The sequence below is a fragment of the Flammeovirga sp. OC4 genome, assembly GCF_000812565.1.
In the GTDB taxonomy this organism is placed as follows: Bacteria; Bacteroidota; Bacteroidia; order Cytophagales; family Flammeovirgaceae; genus Flammeovirga.
The window spans coordinates 55982-81072 of record NZ_JTAM01000014.1; the positions used below are offsets into that span (position 1 = coordinate 55982).

General features: G+C 33.5%; 19 protein-coding genes. 13 read left to right on the forward strand and 6 right to left on the reverse strand.

Translation table 11 applies throughout. From position 1 onward, the window contains the following. The first annotated feature begins 686 nt into the window (after positions 1-686). From PL77_RS11985 to PL77_RS12010, 6 genes are all read left to right on the forward strand, one after another. Positions 687-1544, forward strand: coding sequence for an AraC family transcriptional regulator (locus tag PL77_RS11985; RefSeq protein ID WP_044205352.1), 858 nt, complete (start codon positions 687-689; stop codon positions 1542-1544). Positions 1545-1606: 62 nt separating this feature from the next. Continuing rightward, positions 1607-2032, forward strand: coding sequence for a DUF4345 domain-containing protein (locus PL77_RS11990; protein ID WP_044205355.1), 426 nt, complete (start codon positions 1607-1609; stop codon positions 2030-2032). Positions 2033-2055: 23 nt separating this feature from the next. Then, a complete protein-coding gene (locus PL77_RS11995; protein WP_044205358.1) occupies positions 2056-2979 on the forward strand; it encodes an SDR family NAD(P)-dependent oxidoreductase in 924 nt (307 codons plus the stop codon). Positions 2980-3221: 242 nt separating this feature from the next. Continuing rightward, on the forward strand, positions 3222-5276 hold the full coding sequence (locus PL77_RS12000; RefSeq protein ID WP_044205361.1) for a tail fiber domain-containing protein: 2055 nt from the start codon (positions 3222-3224) through the stop codon (positions 5274-5276). Positions 5277-5283: 7 nt separating this feature from the next. Continuing rightward, on the forward strand, positions 5284-8394 hold the full coding sequence (locus PL77_RS12005) for a T9SS type A sorting domain-containing protein (protein WP_044205363.1): 3111 nt from the start codon (positions 5284-5286) through the stop codon (positions 8392-8394). Positions 8395-8492: 98 nt separating this feature from the next. Beyond that, positions 8493-9131: an HAD family hydrolase gene (locus PL77_RS12010; protein ID WP_044205365.1), complete on the forward strand. Its 639-nt coding sequence runs from the start codon at positions 8493-8495 to the stop codon at positions 9129-9131. An 830-nt stretch (positions 9132-9961) separates the two neighbouring features. On the opposite strand, the gene typA is transcribed toward PL77_RS12010, so the two are convergent. Beyond that, positions 9962-11731 carry a translational GTPase TypA gene (gene typA / locus PL77_RS12015; protein ID WP_044205366.1) on the reverse strand — a complete coding sequence of 590 codons (1770 nt, stop codon included), beginning with the start codon at positions 11729-11731 and terminating at the stop codon, positions 9962-9964. A gap of 266 nt (positions 11732-11997) precedes the next feature. Between typA and PL77_RS12020 the strand changes: the two genes are divergently transcribed. Continuing rightward, on the forward strand, positions 11998-12243 hold the full coding sequence (locus PL77_RS12020; protein ID WP_044205368.1) for a hypothetical protein: 246 nt from the start codon (positions 11998-12000) through the stop codon (positions 12241-12243). Positions 12244-12443: 200 nt separating this feature from the next. After that, on the forward strand, positions 12444-12689 hold the full coding sequence (locus tag PL77_RS12025; protein ID WP_044205370.1) for a hypothetical protein: 246 nt from the start codon (positions 12444-12446) through the stop codon (positions 12687-12689). Positions 12690-12808: 119 nt separating this feature from the next. Here PL77_RS12025 and PL77_RS12030 read toward each other — a convergent pair whose 3' ends face one another. The 3 genes from PL77_RS12030 to purD form a co-directional block, all read right to left on the reverse strand. Beyond that, positions 12809-16042, reverse strand: a complete 3234-nt coding sequence (locus PL77_RS12030; protein WP_082026508.1) for a WG repeat-containing protein — start codon at positions 16040-16042, stop codon at positions 12809-12811. Between the two features lie 148 nt (positions 16043-16190). Next, the gene (locus tag PL77_RS12035) at positions 16191-17309 is read right to left on the reverse strand and encodes a 5-(carboxyamino)imidazole ribonucleotide synthase (RefSeq protein ID WP_044205373.1); all 1119 of its coding nucleotides are present in this window, start codon (positions 17307-17309) and stop codon (positions 16191-16193) included. A 137-nt stretch (positions 17310-17446) separates the two neighbouring features. Further along, positions 17447-18718: a phosphoribosylamine--glycine ligase gene (gene purD / locus PL77_RS12040; protein ID WP_044205374.1), complete on the reverse strand. Its 1272-nt coding sequence runs from the start codon at positions 18716-18718 to the stop codon at positions 17447-17449. A 223-nt stretch (positions 18719-18941) separates the two neighbouring features. Here purD and PL77_RS30485 point away from each other — a divergent pair, with 223 nt between their 5' ends. The 5 genes from PL77_RS30485 to PL77_RS12070 all read left to right on the forward strand — a co-directional run bounded on the left by PL77_RS30485 (position 18942) and on the right by PL77_RS12070 (position 23855). Continuing rightward, positions 18942-19856, forward strand: a complete 915-nt coding sequence (locus PL77_RS30485) for a DUF5675 family protein (protein WP_052444349.1) — start codon at positions 18942-18944, stop codon at positions 19854-19856. A 901-nt stretch (positions 19857-20757) separates the two neighbouring features. Then, the gene (locus tag PL77_RS12055) at positions 20758-21111 is read left to right on the forward strand and encodes a hypothetical protein (RefSeq protein ID WP_044205375.1); all 354 of its coding nucleotides are present in this window, start codon (positions 20758-20760) and stop codon (positions 21109-21111) included. Positions 21112-21517: 406 nt separating this feature from the next. Beyond that, entirely contained in the window at positions 21518-21868 is a 351-nt protein-coding gene (locus PL77_RS12060; RefSeq protein WP_044205377.1) for a hypothetical protein, read from the forward strand. A gap of 204 nt (positions 21869-22072) precedes the next feature. Continuing rightward, complete coding sequence (locus tag PL77_RS12065; protein ID WP_044205378.1) at positions 22073-23050, forward strand: hypothetical protein; 978 nt, start codon at positions 22073-22075, stop codon at positions 23048-23050. Positions 23051-23189: 139 nt separating this feature from the next. Continuing rightward, positions 23190-23855, forward strand: a complete 666-nt coding sequence (locus PL77_RS12070; RefSeq protein ID WP_044205379.1) for a phosphatidylserine decarboxylase family protein — start codon at positions 23190-23192, stop codon at positions 23853-23855. A 90-nt stretch (positions 23856-23945) separates the two neighbouring features. Here PL77_RS12070 and PL77_RS12075 read toward each other — a convergent pair whose 3' ends face one another. Both PL77_RS12075 and PL77_RS12080 read right to left on the reverse strand, forming a co-directional pair. Further along, a complete protein-coding gene (locus PL77_RS12075) occupies positions 23946-24716 on the reverse strand; it encodes an MBL fold metallo-hydrolase (RefSeq protein ID WP_044205380.1) in 771 nt (256 codons plus the stop codon). Between the two features lie 24 nt (positions 24717-24740). Further along, on the reverse strand, positions 24741-25034 hold the full coding sequence (locus PL77_RS12080) for a hypothetical protein (RefSeq protein WP_044205381.1): 294 nt from the start codon (positions 25032-25034) through the stop codon (positions 24741-24743). Between the last annotated feature and the right edge of the window lie 57 nt (positions 25035-25091).

A 25091-nucleotide genomic window follows, 5' to 3' on the forward strand; every position in this document is an offset into this window, starting at 1 on the left:
GTTCATTAAAGTTAAAATAATCAAAAAATAATACATCTTATAACATTGTTCAATCACTAAAGTCTTAACAAAGTGAAAAATGTATTAAAATAAGTTGAATGAATATGATTTTATAATGTGATACAATGTTATGTGTAACTTATACAAGTACAATTGAAAATCTGTTTAATTATAGGGAAAGCTGTATTTTAAATTAAATTATTGTTAAGTGAATATTTAATGTTGTGATTTTTATAAATGTATAACGAACAATAATTATTATATTCTTAACTAATAGGAGTTTTTATTGAAAATATTGAAAAATACAACCTGCGTTATAACAGGTTAGTTTATGGTGTAAAAGACTATATATGCTTGTTTTAACACATGTTAATTATTAAAGACAACCTTTACCTTTGTAATAACGTAAAACATAACTGAAAGGAAAAAAGATTTGAAGTTTTACAAGAATGGTACTTCAAGTTGAACTTGTTTCAATATTTCATTATTCCTTTTAATACTTATCAAAAGTTATTTAAATTAGGATAAGTAATTCAAACAGAGAAAAATATATAATATTTAAAAATATAAGTAATAATTCATTTCATTTCATACTAAGTTGGAGAGGTTATCATGATAATGGTAACCTCTTTTTGTTTTTGGTTATTTTCAATATTTTTGAATAATATCTTTTTTAACTTTTGACCATGGGATATCAAGAACAACATATTACTTATAAAGGGCAACCTGTCTTCATCAAGTTATCTATGCCTAGCTTTGATCGTACTTTAAAACAGTATGTTGAAAATGAAGCTTGTTTTATGTTCGTTAATAAAGGAGAAGTAGCCGTACGAACACCTGAGGATTACTTCAAAGTCAACCGTCAGCAAGGAATGTTGGCAAAGTGTTTAAACTATTTCTTCGAGCCAGTGAAAGATTCTCAAAGTTGTGATGAAGGAATTGAATCTGTTGGTATCTTCTTATATCCATCTATTGTAAAAGACCTTTTTGAATTTGACTTTACACAACTCAACCATAAAGTAGACTATAATGTAAAGCAGGTAGAGGTGGATAAGTTATTGGATAACTATAGGGAGAGCATTAACCTTTTACTGGATAATCCTTCTTTAGCAGATGAAAGCCTTATTAAGGCAAAACTCAAGGAGTTTATTTTGTTAGTTTCAAAATCAACCGCAGCTCCTTCAGAATTAGATTTCCTTTCGGCAATTTTTAAACCCAATGAGGTAAATTTTAAAAAGGTGATCCAAAAACACCTTTATACAAACTTGTCAATAGATGAATTAGCTAGTCTTGCACAGATGAGTACCTCTTCTTTCAAGCGAAAGTTTAAAGAGGTGTTTGATGAAAGCCCTAAAAAGTACATCAACACTAAAAAAATCGAAAAAGCTGTAGATTTATTACAAAGCACCAATGATAGAGTCTCAGATATCGCTTATGATGTAGGGTATGACTCTTTGGCTACTTTTAATCGAAATTTTATGGATTTTGTGGGGAAATCACCCTCTGATTTGCGCTTGAACCAAAATGAGAAACCTTTGAGCTAAAACGATCAAACAATACTTTATTTTTCATCGACTTTTGTAGTACACAATTACAAACAGAAGTTATGAAACAATCTAAAACAATCAAGAGTTATCTCGTACTCTCAGGACTATTACTTTCATTTATAGGTCTTTCTTCATTGGTAATGCCTATCGAAATGAAAGCCGCAGGAGGAATTGATCTTTCAGGTGGAAATGTAAATGCACTTAACGAAGCAAGAGCGTATAGTGCCCTTCTTTTTGCTCTTGGACTGACAACAATAACAGGAGCATTCAATTCAAAACTCTCGTATTTATCCACTTTAATTCCCACTATCGTTTTCCTTTCCATAGGTATAGGAAGATTGATTAGTATACTATCAGACGGAATGCCGGTAGAGGAAGTGATCAAAGCTACAGTCTTAGAATTCATATTAGGTTTTGTAGGCTTTTTCCTTTTCCAGAAGAAAAAAATAGAAGCAAATTCACCTTCATTTTCATCATCAATTTAATTAACCCTATAGACATTACAATCATGAACAAAGTAATAATGATTACTGGTGCCAATGCAGGTATCGGTAAAGAAACGGCTCGTCAATTAGGTAAAATCAAAGAAACTGAAAAAATATATCTGGCTTGTAGAAATCTAGAAAAAGCCAAAATGGCTCAAAAAGAATTAGAACAATTGACGGGAAGAAAGATTTTTGAAATCATCATTATGGATGTTTCTCAAGCTGATTCAGTGAAAAAAGCAATTGCTAACCTTAAGATTCCGGTTGATGCATTGATTATGAATGCAGGTGGTCTAGGAGGAAAAACTCCTGAAAAAGCGACAAAAGATGGAGTGACAACGATTACCGCTTCCAATCTTCTTGGCCACGTTGTTCTTGTAGATGAATTAATCAAGAATGATAAGTTGAAAAATATAGCATTATATGCGAGTTCGGAAGTGGCGAGGGGAGTGAAAAAAATGGGGATGGAACAATATCAACTGAAACAAGCAAGTGTAGATGAGTTCACATCTCTTTTTGATGGTACTGCATTCGGTAAAAAGTTTGATCCAGTGCTAGCGTATTCTGGAGTGAAGCTGAGTGGTACTTTATGGATGTCTTCAATGGCAAGAAAGTATCCAAATATCAAATTTATCAGTGTCAGTCCTGGAGGAACAAGAGGAACAGATGGTTTCAATGATATGCCTTTCTTACAAAGAATAATGTATAAATATGTTGGAATGCCGATTATAATGCCACTTTTAGGTCTGTCGCATAGTTTAGAAAGTGGAGCTAAGCGATTTGTGCAAAGTATTAGTAATGAAAAATTAAAGAGTGGCACTTTTTACGCAAGTAAGAAAAATGTATTGACAGGACCTTTAGTAGATCAGAGTCCTTATTATAATGGTTTTAGTAATCCTGTTTATCAGGATAATGCCAATGAAGCAATACACCGATTTATCAATTAAATTTTATGAGTATCTATTTAAGGTGATGGAGTTTTTCATCACTTTTTTTATGCTCAAATCACCACTATTAATTTCCAATAAATAGAGTGTAAAAAGTGTTTAAAAAGTAGCTAACGTGTTGATTCATAAAAAATTGAGATTTAATTATGTAATATTTGTAAATAATACATAGATTTGAATCGACTCGTGATTTTTGAAAATCACAAAGGAAACTATTTTATCATGCATAACCTACTTTAATAATGAAAACACTTTTTCTCTTTGCGGTTGCAATGTTTGCAGCCCTTATGCTTCATGCCCAAAAAATACCTTTTCAAGGTAAACTCTCAGAAAATGGTACCCCTGTAAATGGTACCAAAACAATTTCCTTCTCTATTGGTAATTGGAATGAAACACATCAAGATGTTCAAATTGTAGATGGTTTTTATGCTGTAGTATTGGGATCAATTACCCCAATAGAAGGTGATATTTACAATCTTCAAGGTGAAACAACCCTTTTTGTAGAAGTAGATGGGACTAAGCTAGATCCGATTAGCTTATATGCTCCCGTTGTCAATAAAAACATGAAGGAGTTGGCTATTCAACACCCTAATGACAGTGTCGGAACCTTAATTACTTCTACGAGTACTAGAATATACTCTATGGATGGAATTCGTAATGTTTCCATAGCATCTGATCGCTTTAAAAATGGAAGTATAGCACTTTATGATAGTACAGGCGCTTCAAAAGCGTGGTTAACTAGTTATTCTCAACATCAAAAGACTGGTGGATTACTTTCTTTGTATGGAAATGGAGGAGCTTGGGTCGGAACAGGTTTTAAAACTTGGGATGATGATGATTTACCCTATTTTCACTTAGAGGGCTACAAAGTAGAGCATAAACCTTTGGTCAATCTTCAGTTAAATTCACTTCATGATCAAAGTGATCAAATGATAGGAGAGGCAGCCTCGTTTAGGTTACAAACCTCTGAGGACTCTCAAGCTGCTATTGATTTCCATTTCAATACAGATCCAAACGGAGGACCTTCTTCAGTGATGGAAATTTGGGGACATTCCTCTCCAAATATTACGATGAAAGGACAAGAATGGACCAATTCAAACCGTCCCATGATTCACATTTATGGTGAAACTCCTGATGATGGAGATTGGTTTAAAAGTATGCTTGATATTTCTGTTGAGTATGATGATCATCTTGAATCGGAGTATGGTGCAATTTCTTTTTATAATGGTATCTCGGATAAGCAGCATACGCATATAAATGCGTCTAGCTTTAATCATGAAGCAGACAATGGAAGTGGAGTTACAATCTATGAAAAAGATTGGGATGGCCATTTGCCTATGGTTGCTTTAAACCCTACTAAAGAGTCAAATGCAAATGGAAGTCTTGTAAATGTACAAATTTCAAAGTTGCATGACAACGGTATGGAGTATGGAGATATTTGGATGAAACATGCTAATGATAGTATTTATGCTAGTTATACTTCAGGTTGGATGTCTATTAGTGATGACATTAAAGGAGCCGCTTCTGACATGACCTCTGATAATATTTCAATTAATAAATATGGAAATGTGTCATCAAGAATTAGTTTCGATGTGCCTGAGTGGAATAATTACCTTCCTACAATGCAAATGAGTAAGGATGATGAGAATTTATTTGAGGCTATAGTAATAGAAGAAACGGAAAGTACACATGCATCAATTTTTGTAAGAAATGTAGGTAGTACAAAAGAAGTAGGAATTGATCCTAATAGTTTCAGAATTTCAAGAGCAGACTTAGGTGATTTGGTAAGCATATCTACGGCTCATGATAATCAGTTCGGTGAATATGGCGAAATCGTTCTTCGTGATACTTTAGGTGGAGAATTGGTATTAAATAGATTTACAGATTTTAGTGCTATTTCATCAGATCTTCGATACAAATCAAATATTAATCCACTTCAAAATAGTTTAGAAAAAGTGATGCAATTAAAGGGTGTTTCATATTTCTATAAAACAGATGAATTCCCTAAAAAGTCTTTTGATAGAGATCAACAAGTAGGTTTGATTGCTCAAGAAGTGGAGGAAGTATTTCCTGAATTAGTAAAAACAGACCAAGAAGGTTACAAGTCTGTACACTATGCCCAAACGGTGGCAGTATTGATTGAGGCTATTAAGGAGTTAAATCAAAAAATTGAATTATTATCCGAAGAAAATAAGTCATTGAAAGCGAGTTTGAATACAGCACAAGAAAACGCCGAGCAGATCAAAGTATTACAAGCTCAAATGTTACAATTACTTTCAGAAGTACAATCGAAATAACAACAATATGATACCTTCTTATACAAGGGCATTATTGAAAGTAATTTCGTTTGTTACTTTTATTATTTGTGTTTCATTCAACACAAATGCCCAAATAACACAGAAAACACATAGTGTATTATCTATTGGAGGGGCACATTCTTCAACAGGAAATTATCAGCATTTTTCAAACGTTGGTAGTCCTATTGTTGTTTCCCAAGGTGGACCTTACACACATAGTAATGCTTTTATGCATGTTGGCCAAATTTCCAATGGAGATACTACAGTTATAGTGGATACAACCATGATTGAGTTTAGGGTGGATATGAAAGCTGCTATCAATCAAAATCTCTTTAATCCAATTGCTGACTTTGTTGATATAGCAGGAAGTTTCAATAATTGGAGCGGAGGAAATGAATATATTCTCAATGATGATGATCAAGACAGTATTTATACCATAAAGTTCGAACCTATATTTAGAGATTCTATTCAATTTAAGGCAAGAATAAATGCATCTTGGGAACCACTAAGTCATGAGTATGCTGGAACAAGCGTAACACGTCATGCTTTTATTGCAGATAAACAGCATAACGTTATTTCATTTCAGTACAATGATGAAGATGTTTATTACCCATTGACTACTTTTGAGATAAATATGGAACAGGCTATTTTTTCAGGAATTTTTACACCTGAAGATTCAACTCAAACCCTAAGTTTAAAAGTATTAAGGCCTGATGGACGAGTACATCATAAATACCTATTACAGCATAAAGAGGAAAGTATTTATAAAACAACATCACAGTTGAGAAATGTTGGAGAAGAGTATGAGTTTATTGTTGAAGTTAGCACACATATTCCTGATACTACTCCAACAGTTGTTCAAGAGGATATTTTTAGAACCTATACTGTAATGGATAATAGCAATTTAGTTTCCTTTTATTACAACGATATTGATTTTGTAGGTTCATTACAATTAACTGTTGATATGCGATGGGAGGCTGAACATGGAGATTTTGATCCGAGTGTAGATACCGTGAATTTTATTGGAAGTAATAGTTCTTGGTCACAAGATATAATGCTTACTGATGATGATGATGATTTGATTTATAATGTTTTGATTGATTCATTATTAGATTCAGATTTGGAATTTAAAATTAGGTTGAACAGTAATTGGAATCGAAATGAATTAAGGTCTTCTTACAATAGGACACTGACATTGAAAAGAGGAATAAATGATGTGTCAATTTTCTATAACAGAGAAAATATTGATCATCCCAGAACTACTTTTGAGATAGATATGTCTAAAGTGATGGTGGAAGATACGGTTACAGGAAATGTAAGACTGTATTTATATGAGAATGAATTAGCAGTTCAACCACTGAGGGGATATTCATTGGAACTAAAAGAAGATTTTATTTATACAGGGTTTTCAAACGTGATAGGTCTTAATGATTCCATTATTTATAAAGTCGCTTACAACTCAGTGATAGATACTATAGAAAATGAATTTACAATCTATCCCGTTACTGGAACATCGACCACTTCAAGGTATTTTAATAATGATAAATATTATACAGGTCTTCGTTTTGTAGTGAATATGTTGGGTATGGTAGCAAATGGCCGTTTTGATCCGGGGCAAGATGAACTTGATGTTGTCGGGACCATGACCGATTGGAATGGTGGAATGATTAATTTGACGGACGAAGATGGTGATGATATTTATGAAGGTGAATATAGAATTGGTAATCATTCAGAAGCCGAAATAAGCTTTATTACAAGAATCAATGGGGAATGGTTTAGTCTCAGTCGTGAATTTCCTGGGGGAGAACGCTTAAGGACAGTTACTCCTGTAAAAGGTCAAATAACCACATTAGAATACCATTTTGATGGTGAGAATATTGACAATAAAGAAGTAGTTTTTAAGGTAAATATGTCACATCAGGAAACGTTAGGTAAATTTGACACAGAAGCAGAAGGCGCTGGTTTACGAATTGAAATCTACGATGGTATTCACCGTTATAATTACCCAATGATTGTGGATGATGAAGGATTCTACACTTACAATACAAGAAAGTTTGAAGTAGATTCATTGATATCATTTACAGTACTTCATTATACCCAAAAGGATGGAGAAGATGATGTTGTAGTACGTGAGGACAGTATTAGGAGTGTCATAAAGGAAAATAGTCAGCAAATCATATCGATGTGGTTTAATGATGAAATTCCAGAAGAACGTTTTGATGCTATATGGCAGATCAATATGCAGCCGGCCATTAATTCAGGTGAGTTTGATGTGGCAAATGATAGACTTACTTTAAAAGGTTCTTTTGATAATTGGTCCGAGGAAATTGAATTGGTAAAGAATGATACAACAAATGTTTATTCAACTTCTGTTTCTCTTCCTGAAAGTATAATTTACTATCAGTTGTTTGTCAATGGAGAAGCGGAAGCTTTTGTTGGACAGGATGAAAGTAACAACCGTTCACATCATCTATCAGAAAATAATACTGTGATCAGTGTGGTTTACAACTTCGAGGAAGTAGAAAAAGTTGAAGAAGAGGATCTACAAATCGAAGAAACTGAAGATGGCAAAGCTGTTATAGAGATTGCAGAAGAGCTGTTTAAGGAATTAATTGGTGAAATTATTTATCAGGTATTATTAGCTAATGGAGATGCCTTACCTGATTGGGTAATTTTTGATCCAGAAACGTTAACCTTCACTATTGATCCTTCAAAATTACCTAGTGGTACAAGGTTAGAAAATGTGATTGAAGACTTGGATATTATCATTTTAGCAAATGATGAAGCTGGTCAATCTGTAGCCGTGGAGGTCACTTTACCAACTGAAGAAATCATTGCTGATATCACGGACCCTGAAGGACCAAATGCATTAGAGAATGATTTGATAAGTTTGATAAACGTTTATCCAAGTTTTGTGGATCAAATCACTACAATTGATCTCGATCCAACAATCCAAGTAGCAATAGTTTTAATTACAAATGTTTCAGGTATTCAATTAGAAACATTGACTATTAGAAAATCTACTCAAGTGGATATGAGTACTTACCCATCAGGGTTATATCTAATCCAATTGAAAGTGGAAGATCAATTGATTATTAAAAAGGTAGTGAAAAAATAATAGCCACTACAGATAAAGAATAGAGGAACCAAGGATTCATTTTCTTGGTTCTTTTTTTGTGCAGTAGCTAAAAATTATGAATCTAAACAAAAAAATAAATGAACTTAATCGTTTTTGATATCGATGGCACACTGACTGATTCCGTCAAAATACATATTGGAGCCTTTAGAAAAGCATTAAAAATACTAGGTGTAAAAGAAGAAGGATTCAACTTTAAAACCTATAAACATCACACGGATTCTTATATTTCAAAAGTGATTTATGAAGAGCACGTACAAAAGCCTTTTGATGCTGAAGTACAAGCACAGTTTGCGAACATCCTCTTCTCAGAAATCAATCAGCATAAAATCGAAGAAATTAAAGGAGCTTCCCAATTAATACAAAACCTCCAAAAGAATAAGAATTATGGTATTTGTTATGCCACAGGATCATTGCTTGAGCCTGCAAAATTAAAACTTGCAGCAATTGGAGCATCTTATGATCCTTTACAATTAGTACCTTCAAATGACATTTACGAAAGAGAAAATATAGTTTCAAAAGCGATAGAAAACGCGAAGGAATTCTACAAAGTAGAGCAGTTTGATAAAATCTATTCCATAGGAGATGGGTTATGGGATTTGAAAACTGCCCAAAATCTAGGATTAGAATTTATTGGAATAGGAGAGGAGAATGAAGCCATCATGCGTGAAAATGGCATGCAGACATTCCATAAAGATTTGACCACGTTCACCCCGTAGGGGCGGTCCTATGTGACCGCCCGCCGAACCACATCACGTTATTTAAGTCTACGTCCTATGTGACCGCCCACCGAACCACAACACGTTATTTAAGTCTACGTCCTATATGACTGCCTGCCGAACCACAACACGTTATTTAAGTCTACGTCCTATATGACTGCCTGCCGAACCACAACACGTTATTTAAGTCTACGTCCTATATGACTGCCTGCCGAACCACAACACGTTATTTAAGTCTACGTCCTATATGACTGCCTGCCGAACCACAACACGTTATTTAAGTCTACGTCCTATATGACTGCCTGCCGAACCACAACACGTTATTTAAGTCTACGTCCTATATGACTGCCTGCCGAACCACAACACGTTATTTAAGTCTACGTCCTATATGACTGCCTGCCGAACCACAACACGTTATTTAAGTCTACGTCCTATATGACTGCCTGCCGAACCACAACACGTTATTTAAGTCTACGTCCTATATGACTGCCTGCCGAACCACAACACGTTATTTAAGTCTACGTCCTATATGACTGCCTGCCGAACCACAACACGTTATTTAAGTCTACGTCCTATATGACTGCCTGCCGAACCACAACACGTTATTTAAGTCTACGTCCTATATGACTGCCTGCCGAACCACAACACGTTATTTAAGTCTACGTCCTATATGACCGCCCGCCGAACCACAACACGTTATTTAAGATTACGTTCCATATGCCGCCCACCAAACCACAACAAAAACCATCGTCAAAATATTTTCCCCACAAAAAAACGGCTTGAAAACTAAATTTCAAGCCGTTTTTGATAAGCAAAAATCAATGAAGTAATTACTTCAATTTGATTTTACGCATACGAATATTCTCAGGAGTAACCTCTACTAATTCGTCTTCTCTGATGTATTCCATACATTCTTCTAGAGAGAATTGACGTTTAGGAGCAATCTTAGAGTTGTCATCAGAACCTGCAGCACGCATGTTCGTTAATTTCTTACCCTTGATAATGTTTACTCTTAAATCCATTGGTCTGTTGAATTCACCAATTACTTGACCCTCATAGATTTCCTCAGTAGGATCTACGAAGAATACACCTCTATCCTGAAGCTTATCTAAAGAGTAAGCAGTAGGAGTACCAGTTTGGTCAGAGATGATTGCACCGTTTGTTTTCGAAGTCATTTCTCCTTTGAAAGGAGCATACTCTTTGAAACGGTGAGTCATAATTGCTTCACCAGCAGTTGCTGTTAAGATGTTGTTTCTTAAACCGATGATACCACGTGAAGGAATTTGGAATTCTAAGTGTTGCATGTCACCTTTTGGCTCCATGATCAACAATTCACCCTTACGTTGAGTCGCTAATTCGATTGCTTTACCAGAAACTTCCTCAGGAACGTCAATAACTAATGTTTCAATTGGCTCGTGCTTCACGCCATCAATCTCTTTGTATAACACTTGAGGCTGACCAACTTGAAGTTCGTAACCCTCACGACGCATTGTTTCAATCAATACGGCTAAGTGAAGAATACCACGACCATAAACAATAAATCTATCTTCAGAATCTGTAGCTTCAATTCTTAAAGCTAAGTTCTTTTCAGTCTCTTTATATAAACGGTCACGTAAGTGACGAGAAGTAACAAACTTACCTTCTTTACCGAAGAAAGGAGAGTTGTTAATCATGAACAACATACTCATTGTAGGCTCTTCGATAGCCATACGAGGAAGTGGCTCAGGATTTTCTACAGTTGTGATTGTATCACCGATTTCGAAGTCATCGATACCAACAATTGCACAAAGGTCACCAGCGTGTACTTCTTCTACTTTCTTACGTCCAAGACCTTCGAAAGTCTGAAGTTCTTTGATATGTACTTTCTTGATTGTACCGTCAGCTTTCGCTAAACCTACAAAAGATCTCTCTTTTAAAGTACCTCTAGTTAAACGACCAATAGCGATACGTCCAACGAAGTTAGAGAAGTCTAATGAAGTGATTTGCAACTGAGGGTCACCTTCTGGAGATGGTGCTTCTGGAACAAGGTCAATGATACCGTCTAATAATGGAACGATTGAATCTGTTTCATTTTTCCAGTCATCACTCATCCAACCATTTTTAGAAGAACCGTAGAAAGTTGGGAATTCTAATTGCTCTTCAGTAGCGTCAAGGTTGAAGAACAAGTCAAATACTTGGTCATGCACTTCGTCAGGACGACAGTTTGGCTTGTCAACTTTGTTGATTACTACGATTGGTTTTAAACCTAATGAAAGTGCTTTACCTAAAACGAAACGAGTTTGAGGCATTGGCCCTTCAAAGGCATCAACCAATAGTAATACACTATCAGCCATTTTTAATACACGTTCTACCTCACCACCAAAGTCGGCGTGACCAGGAGTGTCAATGATGTTTACCTTTACTCCTTTGTATTCGATAGCAACATTTTTAGAAAGGATGGTGATTCCTCTTTCACGCTCTAAGTCGTTGTTGTCAAGGATCAACTCACCTGTTTCTTGATTTTCGCGGAACAATTGAGCCGCGTGTAGCATTTTATCTACTAATGTGGTCTTGCCATGATCGACGTGGGCGATGATAGCGATATTACGGATACTACTCATGATAATTTTTTATGAACGTGCAAAGATAATAGAACTATTAAACTATTATAACTTTCTTTTCATCTATTTAGAATCAATTCATATTTATTTCTAATGAATTGTATTTCATACCATTATATGTTTACAGAGAATTAACAATAAAAGTTTGCGAAATCGGTTGCAGAATTTGACCTTTGTATTAATAGTTGAAAACAATAACAATTAGAGATTGTTATATCGAAACATTACCCTTTATTTCTTAACTAAGTAATAACCTAATAATAATTATGTCAACAGAAGTCAAGTATTCTAAGTTCCTTATCGGATTATGCCTAAAAAGTGGTGATTCTCTACAGTCCATAGCCAAAAACTTTGGGATTCATGCCAATAGAGATGAAATCAACAATTTTGTATCAAAATTAGAGATGGACGGTTTCGTTTCTAAAATTGAAAGATCAACGAAAGAAACTTTTGCTTATTTATCACCAAAAGGAAATGATAAAGCAATGAGTTTAATCAATGGTGATGCTTAATTAAGCATTCAAATTATAAAGATAGAGCTGTGGTTTTTTCGAAAATCACAGCTTTTTTGTGTTTTAAGGGGCCACTTTTTAAAGCGTCTTAAATTAATATTGTTTGATATTAAATAGAGTTAAACAATGAATCTTAACGAAACCGATCCCGTAATTAAATATTAACTATTATAACTGTTAAACCTTAACCCTTTTTTGATATGTCAAGTGAAATCAAATTCTCGAAACTGTTAGTCGGTATTTGCCTCAATTCTGGAAACTCTTTTGGTGAAGTTGCAAGAAATCTTGGGATTTCAATGACCAATGCAGAGTCGGAAGTATTACTGAATATGATGGAAAACCAAGGTTTTATTCATCATCCTGAAATTTCAAATAAACGAACTTTCCCTCATTTAACATCGAAAGGAGAAGAACAAGCAAAGTCATTAATGAATTCAAGTATATAAATTCGAAACACTAATAAACAACACTAAATTAAGGTGGTATGTACGTGTCACTTTAATAAAAATGGGCAGATCAAATTGAAAGATTGATCTGCCCATTTTTGTATAATGAATAAATTTTATTAATGGATAAACTCCGAATTCCCTTCGTTATAGATTAAAATTCCATCACCGAAAAGCTGAGTGGATTGAATGAAGTGTTCCGTAACAATATTTCCACTTTGATTGGTTACCATACCTATATTTTTAATTTCAAACGTAAATGTGCCGTCTTTGTGGTCTTTTACATTATAAAATATAATATTGTTGAGTGGTTGACCATCTAGCCCAATCATTCTCCACTGTCCGTCTTTAACTTTTTCGAAACCATGGTCTTTTGTTACATCTCCCGTAAGTGAAACTACCTTTCTATTCTTACCATATTTTTCTTCATAGAACTCCTTCTCTGTTTTTGTGAACAGTTTTGTGACTTTAGTGTCGTTAATCGTTCTATTTAGAACCCATTGTTCACCTGTTTTTACAAAAGCTATTCCCGCACTATTAAATGGAGTCACTTCGTCAAAATCCATATCATAAAGCTCAATTCCATTAATAGAAAGGTGTTTTTCATAGCCAATACCTTTTACAATAATATGGTTTTGATGAACCGATTTGATTGATTCTGATTTGAGAATACTCCCTATTGTTTTCCCTTCTTGGTTGATAATTGAAGTTTCATTCACAATAGCAATGCTACCATAAAAATCAGATGCCTTATTGTATTGAATAGGAAGTATGATTTTATTGTTTTGATCGATATAGCCCCATTTGTTTTTCACACAGACTGCAGCTAAACCATTAGTAAAAGAATGTGCATTATTATAAGTGGCTGAGATCACCCATTTCCCTTTTTTATCAATAAAGCCGTATTTTCTATCTTTTGCTGATTTCCCATCTTTTTGTGCAACGGCCATACCTTCATTAAATGGCAAAATCTTCTTAAAGCTTAGTTTAATGATCACTTTACCTTCCTTATTAATCACGCCTTGTTGTTTTGATTTCCCTTTCTTGGAAACAATAGCGTAATCCTCTCCAATATGATGGTAAGTATATTCGTCTTTCTTTTGAATAGAAGCAACCTTTTCCTCTTTTTCTGTAATTATTTTATTCGTCCATTGCCCATCGTCTAACAAGGAATAAACAAGGGAAGTATCTTGTATCAATTGAGAATATTTTGAGGATAGAGGTAATGCTTTTGAATGTTTAAAAGCAACTGTTGTATCACCTTCTTGATTGATCATCCCCCATTTTTTATTGAGTACTTGCCCCACAAATAAATTGGAATTGACTTGAAATAATTTAGGATACACAAATGGCGATATTTTATTTCCTTCGAAGTCTATCAATCCTTTCTTTCCATTTAATTGGGCAATGGCAACTCCAGTACTATCGTTCCAGATTTTTTCATAACTGTCACTTATGTCATCATATTCAAAAGATAAAACTGCTTTCCCGTTAGAGTCTACAAATGAAGTCAATCTATCTTTATTTGTGACTTTAGCAATGCCTTTGTGTATAGTCCAAACTTCAGTGAAATTACCTGTTGAAAGGTATTCAGCTTCCAATACCACTTCCCCCAAATAATTGACAAAGCCATGTAAGTTTTTCTTGTTGATAATCGCCAAACCTTCTTGTTTTTCCCAAGCTTTTTGAAAACCAATAATTGACGAGTAGATAGGAGGAATGATGACTTTGCCATTTTCTTTAATGAAGCCTTGATATTTATAACCACGAATGGTCTTTCTGTCAACAGGATCATAAATCGGTTTTCTTTCCATTTTTGCAATACCATTATTGAAAGCATGAATTTTAGAAACCTTTATTTTGGGGCTAAAAGCCCATTTATATGATCGTAAGTATCGTCCCCAAGCACCATTTAATTTTACATTGGCCCCTTTGTCATCTAATAGTACTTCTTGGTATTTACACTCTAATACTATTTTTCCAGAGGTGTTGATAACTCCCCATTTACCAGAAATTCCAGAGCCCATCTTTACTCTAAACCAACCTTTTTCACAAAGTGAAATGCCGTCATAAGAAATAGGGATAACCACTTTCCCTTGTTGATTAATCGCTCCAAATTTTCCATTTTTCTTCACAATAGAATATCCTTCTTTAAAATCGGATGCAAGTGAATAGGCAGGGTGGATAACGCTCTCAGCATTTGTATTGATAAAACCGTAACTGTTATTGTTTTTCGCATGATAATAGGCTAAACCTTCATAAAAGTTACCAATGTCAAGCATGCTGTAATTCATGCCATCAGCCTGTATAGTTCTCTTTACATCACCGTCTTTATTAATCAGACAATCCCAAAGTGTATCTACAGAGATTCTAGCCCAGTTACTTTCTCCAAAATCAGCAAAAACAATGTCTTTAAAAGTATCACTAAAAAGGATTTTTCCATCTTGATGATCAATTAAATAATATTTTAATGTGCCATCTCTTTCTTGTCTTCTTGCAATTGAAAGAGGACTATCATTTGCTTGTTGAACGTAGAAAAATGACTTACCCTCCAGTAATTCTTTACCATTAGGAGCAATTAAATAATGATCTCCCATGATTTCGATCCATTGTGGTGTAGTTGTTCCACTCTGTGCAAATTCCTTTTTTATGACACTTAAATAAAATCTTTTCTGAAAAGATTGAAAGTCAGATTTTTTGTTGAAATCTTTTTTACTTTTTAAGCTTCCATCGTCATTGATTAAAATAAATGAAACGAGTGGAGTATTGTGGTAAGTCGCTAATAGCTGTTTATGAGCAACGACTTTAATATCTTTGAACTCAATAGTTAAAGGAGCTTCACCTTTTAAATCAACAAAACCCTTTTTATCTCCATTTTGAACGACAAAGACAGGGTTGTTTTTGAGTAAAGTAATTGTGTCATAAATTGGTTTGCAAATGACCGTGCCGTCTTTTTTGATGACACCCTCTTTTCCTTTGTCCGTAACTTTAAGATACATTCCAAAAGGAGAAATGTGATCATAATACGTAGTACTGAGAGGAACGTTTTGTTTATTTACAATTGTAGCCCCTTTTTCATTCCAAACTACATATAGTTGATTACTTACTACTTCAACACGATCATATTCACAAGGGATTAAAGTTTTTCCTGTCAGGTCTAAAATTCCAATTTTATTGGATTGTCCAACTTTGAAAACTTCATCGTTTTTATTGTAAGTGATGAATTGATAGGGGTAAGTGTTATTTGAATTTTGTAGAAACCCCCATTTTCCATTTTTTGAAACAGGTGTTAAAGTCTGTGACAAGCAGAATAGGGGAGATATCAGTAAGAAGATAAAAGTTAATGTTCTCATCTAGGATTGATAGTAATTGTTTGGATAGGTAAAGTCGAAAGTCATGCCAAATAATAAGGTTTTTAAGGCGCTTTCTAAATTATATAAAAACAAAAAAGGAGATGTTATTTATACTAACACCTCCTTTATATTGTAATCAAAGTAGCCCTTAAGCAATTACTTTGAAATATTTCTTCACTTTATTCACTTTATCAAGCAATTCATCTTTATCATCAGCAATGATGGTAATATGTCCCATCTTACGTTCTGGTTTAGTGAATTTCTTTTCATAAAGGTGAATATAAACACCAGGAATCGCTAAAATCTCTTCAACACCTTCGTATTTTGCTTCACCAGTATAACCTTTTTCCCCTAAAACGTTGACCATTGCAGAAGCACATCTTCTACTTGTATCACCTAAAGGAAGGTCAAGGATTGCTCTAATATGTTGGTCAAACTGAGAAGTTACATTGCCTTCAATTGTTTGATGACCACTATTATGTGTTCTTGGTGCAATTTCGTTAACAATCACATTTCCTTCCTTGTCCACAAAGAATTCAATGGCTAATAATCCTACATAATCTAATTTTTCAAGAAGATCATAAGCAATGATTTTAGCACGTTCTTCTACATCTGAATGGATGCTTGCCGGAGAAAGCAAATAGTCTACTAAGTTACTTTCATGGTAAACGATTTCAACGGCAGGGAAAGTAGTGATGTCACCACTAGGGTTTCTTGCAGCAATGATAGAGATCTCTTTATCAATATCTACCATTTTTTCTAATACTGAAGGAGCATCAAATCCCTTTTCGAAATCATCTTTAGATTTCATCACCTGAACACCACGTCCGTCATAGCCACCTTTTCCTACTTTCATTACCGCAGGAAGGAAATCTTCATACTCTTCTAATTCGTCTTTGGATTCAACCAAAACAAATGGAGAAGTTGGAATACCATTGTCAAGATAAAATTGTTTTTGTACCCTTTTGTCTTGAATCATTTGAATATGATTTGGTTTGGGATACACAACAATTCCTTGTCTTTCAATATCAATTAATGCTTGGGCGTTTACGTTTTCCATTTCTATGGTTAAAACATCAACGTCTTTGCCGAATTCTACAACAGTGAAATATTCATTAATTGAGCCTTCAACAAATTGGTGTGCCATTGCCTTACATGGGGCATTGGGATCAGGATCTAAGGTTTTCACTTGAATATTTAAATTCATAGCGGACTGTATCATCATACGGCCTAATTGCCCACCTCCTAAAACACCTATCTTTTTCATGGTATAATTGAAATGATTGGAGCACACTTACTTAAAAGTATGCAGTTATGATTAAGAAATTTACTTTGTAGAGCATGTTTAGAACTTAGAAATAAGCTCCAAACATACTCTTATAATTTTAGATCTGACTCAAGTGATTATAAGTCAAAGCCAATATCTTTTCTGAAGTACTTTTGATCGAACTGTACTGTTTCTGCAGCTGCAAAAGACTTTTGAAGTGCTTCGTTCATGTCTTTTCCTTTAGCAGTCATTGCAATCACTCTACCACCGCTAGTAATTACTTCACCTAATTCGCTGAAAGTAGTACCTGCATGGAAAGGAATCACATCTTGTACTTGATCAATTTCAGTGATTTTTTTGCCTTTTTGGTAAGCTTCTGGGTATCCACCAGATACTAGCATAACTGTAGAAGCAAAGTCCTCATCAATTTCGATTGAAGCTTCATCAAGTTTACCTTGAGCCGCTAAATCAAGAATCTCAAGTAAGTCACTTTTTACTCTTGGAATAACAACTTCCGTTTCAGGATCACCCATTCTTGCGTTGTATTCAATAACATAAGGCTTACCGTCTACTTTGATCAAACCAAAGAAAATAAATCCAACGTAATCAATACCATCTTTCGTTAAACCGTCAATTGTAGGTTTAACGATCGTTTTATCGATTTCTTCCATAAAAGCTTGATCTGCGAATGGAACTGGTGAAACAGCACCCATACCACCTGTATTTAAGCCAGTATCGCCTTCGCCAATTCTTTTATAATCTTTTGCTTCAGGAAGTGTCACATAATTTTTACCATCAGTGATCACGAAAACAGAAAGTTCAATACCATCAAGGAACTGTTCTACAAGTACTGATTTACTTGCTTCTCCAAATTGACCACTCAACATTTCTTTCAATGAAGCTTTTGCCTCTTCTAAAGAATTGATGATCAATACACCTTTACCAGCAGCAAGACCATCGGCCTTTAATACATAAGGAGGTTTTTGCATTTCCAAAAATGCATAACCACTGTCAAGTGTTTCCAAAGTAAATGTTTTTGAAGCGCCTGCAGGGATATTATGACGCATCATGAACTTTTTAGAGTAGTCTTTGCTACCTTCTAAAAGTGCTCCCGCTTTTTTTGGACCAATTACCTTAACATGAGAAAGGTTTTCATTCTCTGCAAAATAATCAGCTACACCTTCTACAAGTGGTGCCTCAGGACCAACAATTAACATGTCGATTCCTTCTTCTTGAACGAATTGTCCAAGTTTCTTAAAATCAGTAGCTGAAATACTGATGTTTTGTGCAACTTCTGCAGTTCCAGCATTACCTGGAGCGGCATATAGCTTTGTTAGCTTGTCGCTTTGGGAGATTTTCCACGCTAATGTGTGTTCTCTACCCCCAGAGCCAAGAATGAGTACTTTCATTTCCCGAATTCTTGAAGTTTTAGTATACTGTATAATCAGTAAACAGATATAATTATCAGAAACTAATTATGTCTGTATACAATGACGAAAAAAAATATAATGCGAATATGCTAAAAAAATACCCCATACCATACTATTTAGCTTGTTTTTCAATGCTCTACTGTTATGAAAAGGATAAATAATTGTAGAAATTAGAAATGAATGTCCATCAACCCTATAAAATATGAAAGCAACACTTATAAGAAATACCTATTCAAAATTTCAAACACTAGGTAATTTGACTATCGTAAATGATGATGATGAAGTGCTGTTTAAGTGTAATACACTTGAACTGCCATGGAAAGAAAATAAAAATCGAATTTCATGTATTCCTGAAGGGAAGTACAACGCAGTATTTAGAAGTATCGGAAATTATGCCAATAGATCTTTTCATATTCAAACAGAGGAAGGAGAAGAAGTACCAGGTCGAACAAGTATATTAATTCACTCTGGTAATTTTTTTACAGACACACGTGGTTGTATTCTAGTAGGTAAAAATTATGCTGACATCGCTTTTAAGACGAAAAAGAGAACCATCAAAAAAGATGGTATTCTCGACATATTATCATCTAGACCAACGATGGATGAACTGTTGGGATTAGGCTCTTCGTTTACATTAGAGGTGATCTCTGAAGATAAAATTCAACTCCCTAAGTATGTAGAAGAGACAGAAGAGGATGAGTTTGATGAGGAACTTAGTCCTTTGAAAATTGGAGATATAGCAACTGTGAATGTAAACACGACCTTAAGACTCAGAGATCAACCCACAAAAGAGAGTGAAGTGATTGATCATTTACCCAACAACCAGAAAGTAAAAATTTTGGAAGATCATGATGAGTGGTTGAAAGTGAAGGTGGAAGGAATTGAAGGGTGGGTTTCCTCTGATTTTGTTCAAGAACAAGAGGGTAAGTTTTTTGTAAAAACGAAAGGAAGCAACTTAAATATTAGGCAAAAGCCTGAAATAGGAAATAATAAAGTATTGCCAGATGGTGTCAAAAATGGGACAGAACTTTTCTTTATTGAAAAATTAGAAAATTGGATGAAAGTAAGAGTGGAAGGGAAAGAAGGGTTTGTGTTTCAAGATTATCTCCAAAAGTAGTATTGAAGAGGTTAGAAATAGTATTTTTCATGGAAATGCAAATAAGTTTAAATGAATATTTGTATAAGTGTAAAAAATAAACTTATTTAGTACTGTAATCAAAAAGAACAAAGTATAGAACATAATAAAGCGTAAGCTTTTATAAAATATTCGATTAGTTGGAAGTTTGTTTGTTAGTTTAGTTTTAGTGAAAAGAATCTATAATATTTATAGATTCTTTTTTTGTTTATATATTAAAGTGTTAAAATTACAATTTTATTTTGATGGTAAATTTAAAATGTTGAAATTAAAGTTTATTAACACACTTCTTTTAACATTTACCTGTTTATATGACCGTACACTCTACTAAATCTTATTATCAAAATTCTTTCATAACTAAGTCTACAATAACTTTAAATTATTCACTATCAACTGTTAATCATCAAATTGCAAATGAAATAATAACACTAAACGAATGCAAATCATTGCTTTATGAACGTTTTTTGTCTTTAAGAAAGACAAGGCGTAATGTGTCATTACAAGATTGTATTGATGAATTATCAAAAGAGGTCCCTAAAGAGGTCCTAGATAAAGTTGATCTCCTATAATTAGAAAGAATTCAAAGTACCAATCAAAGGGTTGGTACTTTTTTTTGTTTTATAATTAAAACTATTTCTTTCTGTCATTTTTTTGTGTGACACTCACGAATTGTATTCTACTGAAAAAGTTCCTCAGACTTGGAAAAAAAACATTTTAAAATATAAGAATATAAAGTAATTCATATCACTATTTTAATAAAATGTATATCATACGGTTAATTATATTGTACAATTGAAATATTTACAATTATTTAGAGTTATTAAACAAAGTCGCTAGGCCTTGAATAATATAAAAATTTAGTTCCTACCAAAAAGCCTGTCCCATGAACGTATATCATAAAATCACATTAGAAGGAGAATTGAAGTATTCTGATATTAATTTTCCAGTTTTTTTACAAGTATCATCAAAACATAACCTTTTGAGATATGATATAGAAACAAATGGAGAGCGACTTACGGAGATTGAAAGATTAAAGTTGTTGAAGATAGGAATTAATCAATTTGCTGAAACAAGAATATATGAAACATTTCTTGAGTTTAGAGAACAATGTATAGAAGCTACTTTGGAAGATTATTATACAGTACTTTCTAAAGAATTGTCTTATGATATCATTAAAGACAAGCTCTATGAATTTGAAATCATTAATACAGAAGTGGAGTTACGTCACGCTTCTTAGTCAAAATATTAAAATATTACAACCCATAAAATAGCTTATTGCTTTAAAAATTAGTTGGAAGTTTGTTTGTTAGTTGAGAAAGAACCTGTAAAATTTACAGGTTCTTTTTTTTATTTAGATTTTTATTTTTTTCATTTTATGAAGAATACCTTTTTTGCGTAAAATTATATTCTGCTTAAATGTTAAATGAGAGAATATTCATTTATTAAATTTCATTTACTAAAAATCATTTGAAATAGCCTTTTAAATGCGTTTTTAGAAAGAAAATATTGTATTATTTCTTTATTAGTGTGTTTTTTACTATTATTTTTTTGTGCACTTAATTGAAATTTGCTTGATTGCAGACGTGGATTTAACAAAGATCTACTTAAACAAATATCGCTGACAATTTAAAATAGTAACCTAGATGATTATCAAATTTAACTTCGTTTATACAGACCATTCTTCAAATGAAAAAATTTATGGAACACTTAAAATAACACAATTAGAAGGAGTTATGACTCCAATCTATGATGTGATTATCAATAGTGAAAACGAAGTAGTTGATACTACTGTAGTATTTAATTTTGCATTGCAACAATATGTAGAATCAAGAGTATTTGAATTGTTTAGCCAATCTAGAAATTTAGATCTTTTTTATACCAAAGAAGATTACAAAGATATAATAGGAAGAGAAGTTCCATCTTTTGTGGTTGATCGTGTTTTAGAAAACATGACATCATTGATAGCAGATGTAGAGGTTCGCCAAGCATCGTAAGGAACTTACTTGTAACCTAATAAGATTTTATTAGTTGAAAGTTTGTTTGTTAGTTTAGTTTAAGAGGAAAGAGTTTTCGAGTTTCGGGAACTCTTTTTTTTGCTTTTTAAACACTAAAATGGAATTTATTTATAGGTATAAAACTAAACTTGCATAGTAGTTGCATAGAAGTTTTATATCTTATCAAAATAGAAATCTAAATTAATGCCTCGTAATTTTTTTTATAAACTAATAATAGTTGCTTTTTTGTTGTGCTTTTCAAAAGAAGGAAGAGCACAATATGCTGTATGGAAGGCAGGTATAGGATTTCAATCTGAGAATATTTTTTCAAGTAAATGGAAAGAAAGTATTTCGTCTACTAATTCAATGACAGGAGTTAGTTACCCTGGGTTAAGTTGGGGTTGGGGATGGAATTTATCATCAGATTATTTAGTAAAAGATGGAATAGCTGTAGGTTTTCGCTATGCCAATACCTATTACTCAAACGCTTCTAATTCAGCATTTCAAACCGCTTCTTCTGAGGCTCAATTTGTTGACTTTACAGTCTACGGAGATTTTTACCTTTTAAAGTTTTTCCAAAACTCTTTTTTACCCTACATTCATGAAAGTTTCTTCGTGAGGGTTGCACCTTCTTATCATTCTAGTAAAATCACATCTACTGGTCAGATTATTTCTGAAATGGATACTATTAGTATGGAAGGTTCAAATGGTACAGCAGGAATCGGATTAGGATTGGGGGTTGGATACACGAAGTATGTAACAGATAGAATTAGTATTACAGGAATGTTGAATACAAATTTCTATTATGCTAGTTCAGCAGCACAACTTCCAAATAATGGTTTACTAGATTATGATGGAAGTACAAATTCTTCCTTTTTTCTCACAAGAATGTCTGCTGAGGTAAAAGTTGCTTATACAATTAAACAGAGAAAACCACTCTGTCCGATTAAAACTTGTGGGATACAACAAGAACATTCTCATGCAGTTTTAGGAGGAGCAGTAGTAAGAGGAAACAGTTACAAATATAGACAGAACCAAAAATACGGAGACGTACATAGAGGGGATGCTAAGCACAAGCATTCAAAACATAAAAAAGCAAAATCACAAAGGCAACAAGAAAAACTGCAAAGAAAGGAGAAACGTAATAGAAAAAGACTAAGAATTATTGGTGCTGGGCATTAGTTTTATTCATATTAAGATAAATATTTAATAAGAAATACTACATTTGTATGTTTTATCATTAGCCAGTGTTTATTTCATTTTCTGAATAGATGAAATGAAAATTATTGGAGATAATAAATAGTTTATTTTAAACATATTCATGACAATACACAGGGAAGGACATTCATTACTTATATCGTTATTGATTTTACTAACAGTCCTAAATGCGCCACTTTATTATTACATGCCTGAAGCTAAAACAGTGCATGCAATAGTTTTAACAGTTAGTATTATATTCTTTTTACTAATTCTGCAGTTCTTTAGAAATCCAAGAAGAACAATACCTCAAGGAGAAAACCTCGTAATAGCCCCTGCTGATGGAAAGGTGGTTGTGATAGAGGAAACAGAAGAGAATGAATACTTCAATGAAAAGAGAATTCAGATCTCTATATTTATGTCTCCATTGAATGTTCATTTAAGTAAAAACCCTATCTCTGGAGTAGTTAAATTCTTTAAATATCATCCTGGTAAATTTTTGGTAGCTTGGCATCCAAAATCAAGTACTGATAATGAAAGAACTACCTTTGTTACTGAAAATGAAAATGGTATTCAAGTTCTTTACCGTCAGATTGCAGGAGCTTTGGCTCGTAGAATTAGATGGTATGTAAAAGAAGGAGATCCTGTAAAACAGGGAGAGGAGTTTGGTTTTATAAAATTTGGATCAAGAATAGATGTTTTCTTACCATTGAATGCTAAAATCAACGTCAATTTAGAGCAGAAAACAAGAGGAGGAGAAACGATTATTGCAGAGTTACCTTCAGCTTAGTTTTAAGATATTTCTAAAAAAGCTCATTAGACAATTTAAGGTTGTTTAATGAGCTTTTTTGTTTATTCATGGAATGAAAAACTACCTCTTTTAAAGCGTAAAGCTAAGTCCATCATACGCCAATGAAATAGTATCAGGGAGTGTTTTTTCGACTTCAGCATGCAAACCTAGGTTATGACTGATATGAGTTAGATAAGTCTGCTTGGGCTTTAGGGTATCAATAACTTCTAGAGCCTCTTCGAGGTTGAAATGAGACTGATGAGGTTTGTGTTGTAATGCATTTAAAACTAAAACATCAAGGTGTTTTAATTTTTGCATCTGATCTTCATCAATTCTATTAGCATCAGTGATATAAGCAAAATTATTAATTCTGTATCCCATAACGGGTAGTTTTCTGTGCCAAACTTCAATGGGAGTAATCGAAGTATCTCCAATCGTAAAGTCTGTATTTTTTCTCACTTCATGGAGTTCTACAGAAGGAACTCCAGGGTATTTGTCTTCTACGAATATATAACTGAACTCTTGTTTTAATTGATCAAAAACACTTTCGGTTCCATATAAGTTAATAGGCTTCATGTCATTCAAGAAGTAAAATCCTCGAATATCATCCATTCCTGCCGTATGATCTTTATGTTGATGTGTAAAGATCAATCCGTCTAAAGTTGTTATTTTCTCTCGAAGTACTTGTTGACGAAAATCTGGTCCTGAATCTATAATCAAGCTTTTTTGATCATTAGTTTCAATATGTATTGACGAACGTAATCTCTTGTTCTTGTATTCTATAGAACTACAGACCTCGCATTGACATCCAATAATTGGTACACCTTGTGAAGTACCTGTACCTAAAAATGTAATTTTCATAATTACTAAAAAAATGAGTTGTAATTATAGACTGAAACCTTCTTGAGTTACAGTGGCATAAAGGTCTTGATTTTTTTCGCTGAGTACGCTGCTATCAATACTAATTTCATTGAGGATATCAATCATGGATTGAATTTTTCCTTCTTGACTATAATACTTGTTGATAATGGCTACTTTTGCATTTTTGATCAAGCAGTATCCTGATTTAAAACTTCCTTTTTCATAACGGAGATTGTATTCCGTTTCAGCAAATAAATCTTCTAGTTTAGTTTGTAAACCTTTTGTAGGTTTTAGAATAACCTTTTTTGTATTGGACATAAAAAAACTGAATAAATTACACCTTGCAATGTAACTTATTCAGTTGAAATCTTCGTA

Coding starts and splice junctions, on each gene's coding strand:
- PL77_RS12010 (WP_044205365.1), top strand. CDS start 8,493: ATGAACTTAATCGTTTTTGATATCGATGGCACACTGACTGATTCCGTC.
- PL77_RS30485 (WP_052444349.1), top strand. CDS start 18,942: ATGAAAGCAACACTTATAAGAAATACCTATTCAAAATTTCAAACACTA.
- PL77_RS12030 (WP_082026508.1), bottom strand. CDS start 16,042: ATGAGAACATTAACTTTTATCTTCTTACTGATATCTCCCCTATTCTGC.
- PL77_RS12000 (WP_044205361.1), top strand. CDS start 3,222: ATGAAAACACTTTTTCTCTTTGCGGTTGCAATGTTTGCAGCCCTTATG.
- PL77_RS11995 (WP_044205358.1), top strand. CDS start 2,056: ATGAACAAAGTAATAATGATTACTGGTGCCAATGCAGGTATCGGTAAA.
- PL77_RS12005 (WP_044205363.1), top strand. CDS start 5,284: ATGATACCTTCTTATACAAGGGCATTATTGAAAGTAATTTCGTTTGTT.
- PL77_RS12080 (WP_044205381.1), bottom strand. CDS start 25,034: ATGTCCAATACAAAAAAGGTTATTCTAAAACCTACAAAAGGTTTACAA.
- PL77_RS12065 (WP_044205378.1), top strand. CDS start 22,073: ATGCCTCGTAATTTTTTTTATAAACTAATAATAGTTGCTTTTTTGTTG.
- PL77_RS12020 (WP_044205368.1), top strand. CDS start 11,998: ATGTCAACAGAAGTCAAGTATTCTAAGTTCCTTATCGGATTATGCCTA.
- PL77_RS12055 (WP_044205375.1), top strand. CDS start 20,758: ATGAACGTATATCATAAAATCACATTAGAAGGAGAATTGAAGTATTCT.
- typA (WP_044205366.1), bottom strand. CDS start 11,731: ATGAGTAGTATCCGTAATATCGCTATCATCGCCCACGTCGATCATGGC.
- PL77_RS11990 (WP_044205355.1), top strand. CDS start 1,607: ATGAAACAATCTAAAACAATCAAGAGTTATCTCGTACTCTCAGGACTA.
- PL77_RS11985 (WP_044205352.1), top strand. CDS start 687: ATGGGATATCAAGAACAACATATTACTTATAAAGGGCAACCTGTCTTC.
- PL77_RS12035 (WP_044205373.1), bottom strand. CDS start 17,309: ATGAAAAAGATAGGTGTTTTAGGAGGTGGGCAATTAGGCCGTATGATG.
- PL77_RS12070 (WP_044205379.1), top strand. CDS start 23,190: ATGACAATACACAGGGAAGGACATTCATTACTTATATCGTTATTGATT.
- purD (WP_044205374.1), bottom strand. CDS start 18,718: ATGAAAGTACTCATTCTTGGCTCTGGGGGTAGAGAACACACATTAGCG.
- PL77_RS12025 (WP_044205370.1), top strand. CDS start 12,444: ATGTCAAGTGAAATCAAATTCTCGAAACTGTTAGTCGGTATTTGCCTC.
- PL77_RS12060 (WP_044205377.1), top strand. CDS start 21,518: ATGATTATCAAATTTAACTTCGTTTATACAGACCATTCTTCAAATGAA.
- PL77_RS12075 (WP_044205380.1), bottom strand. CDS start 24,716: ATGAAAATTACATTTTTAGGTACAGGTACTTCACAAGGTGTACCAATT.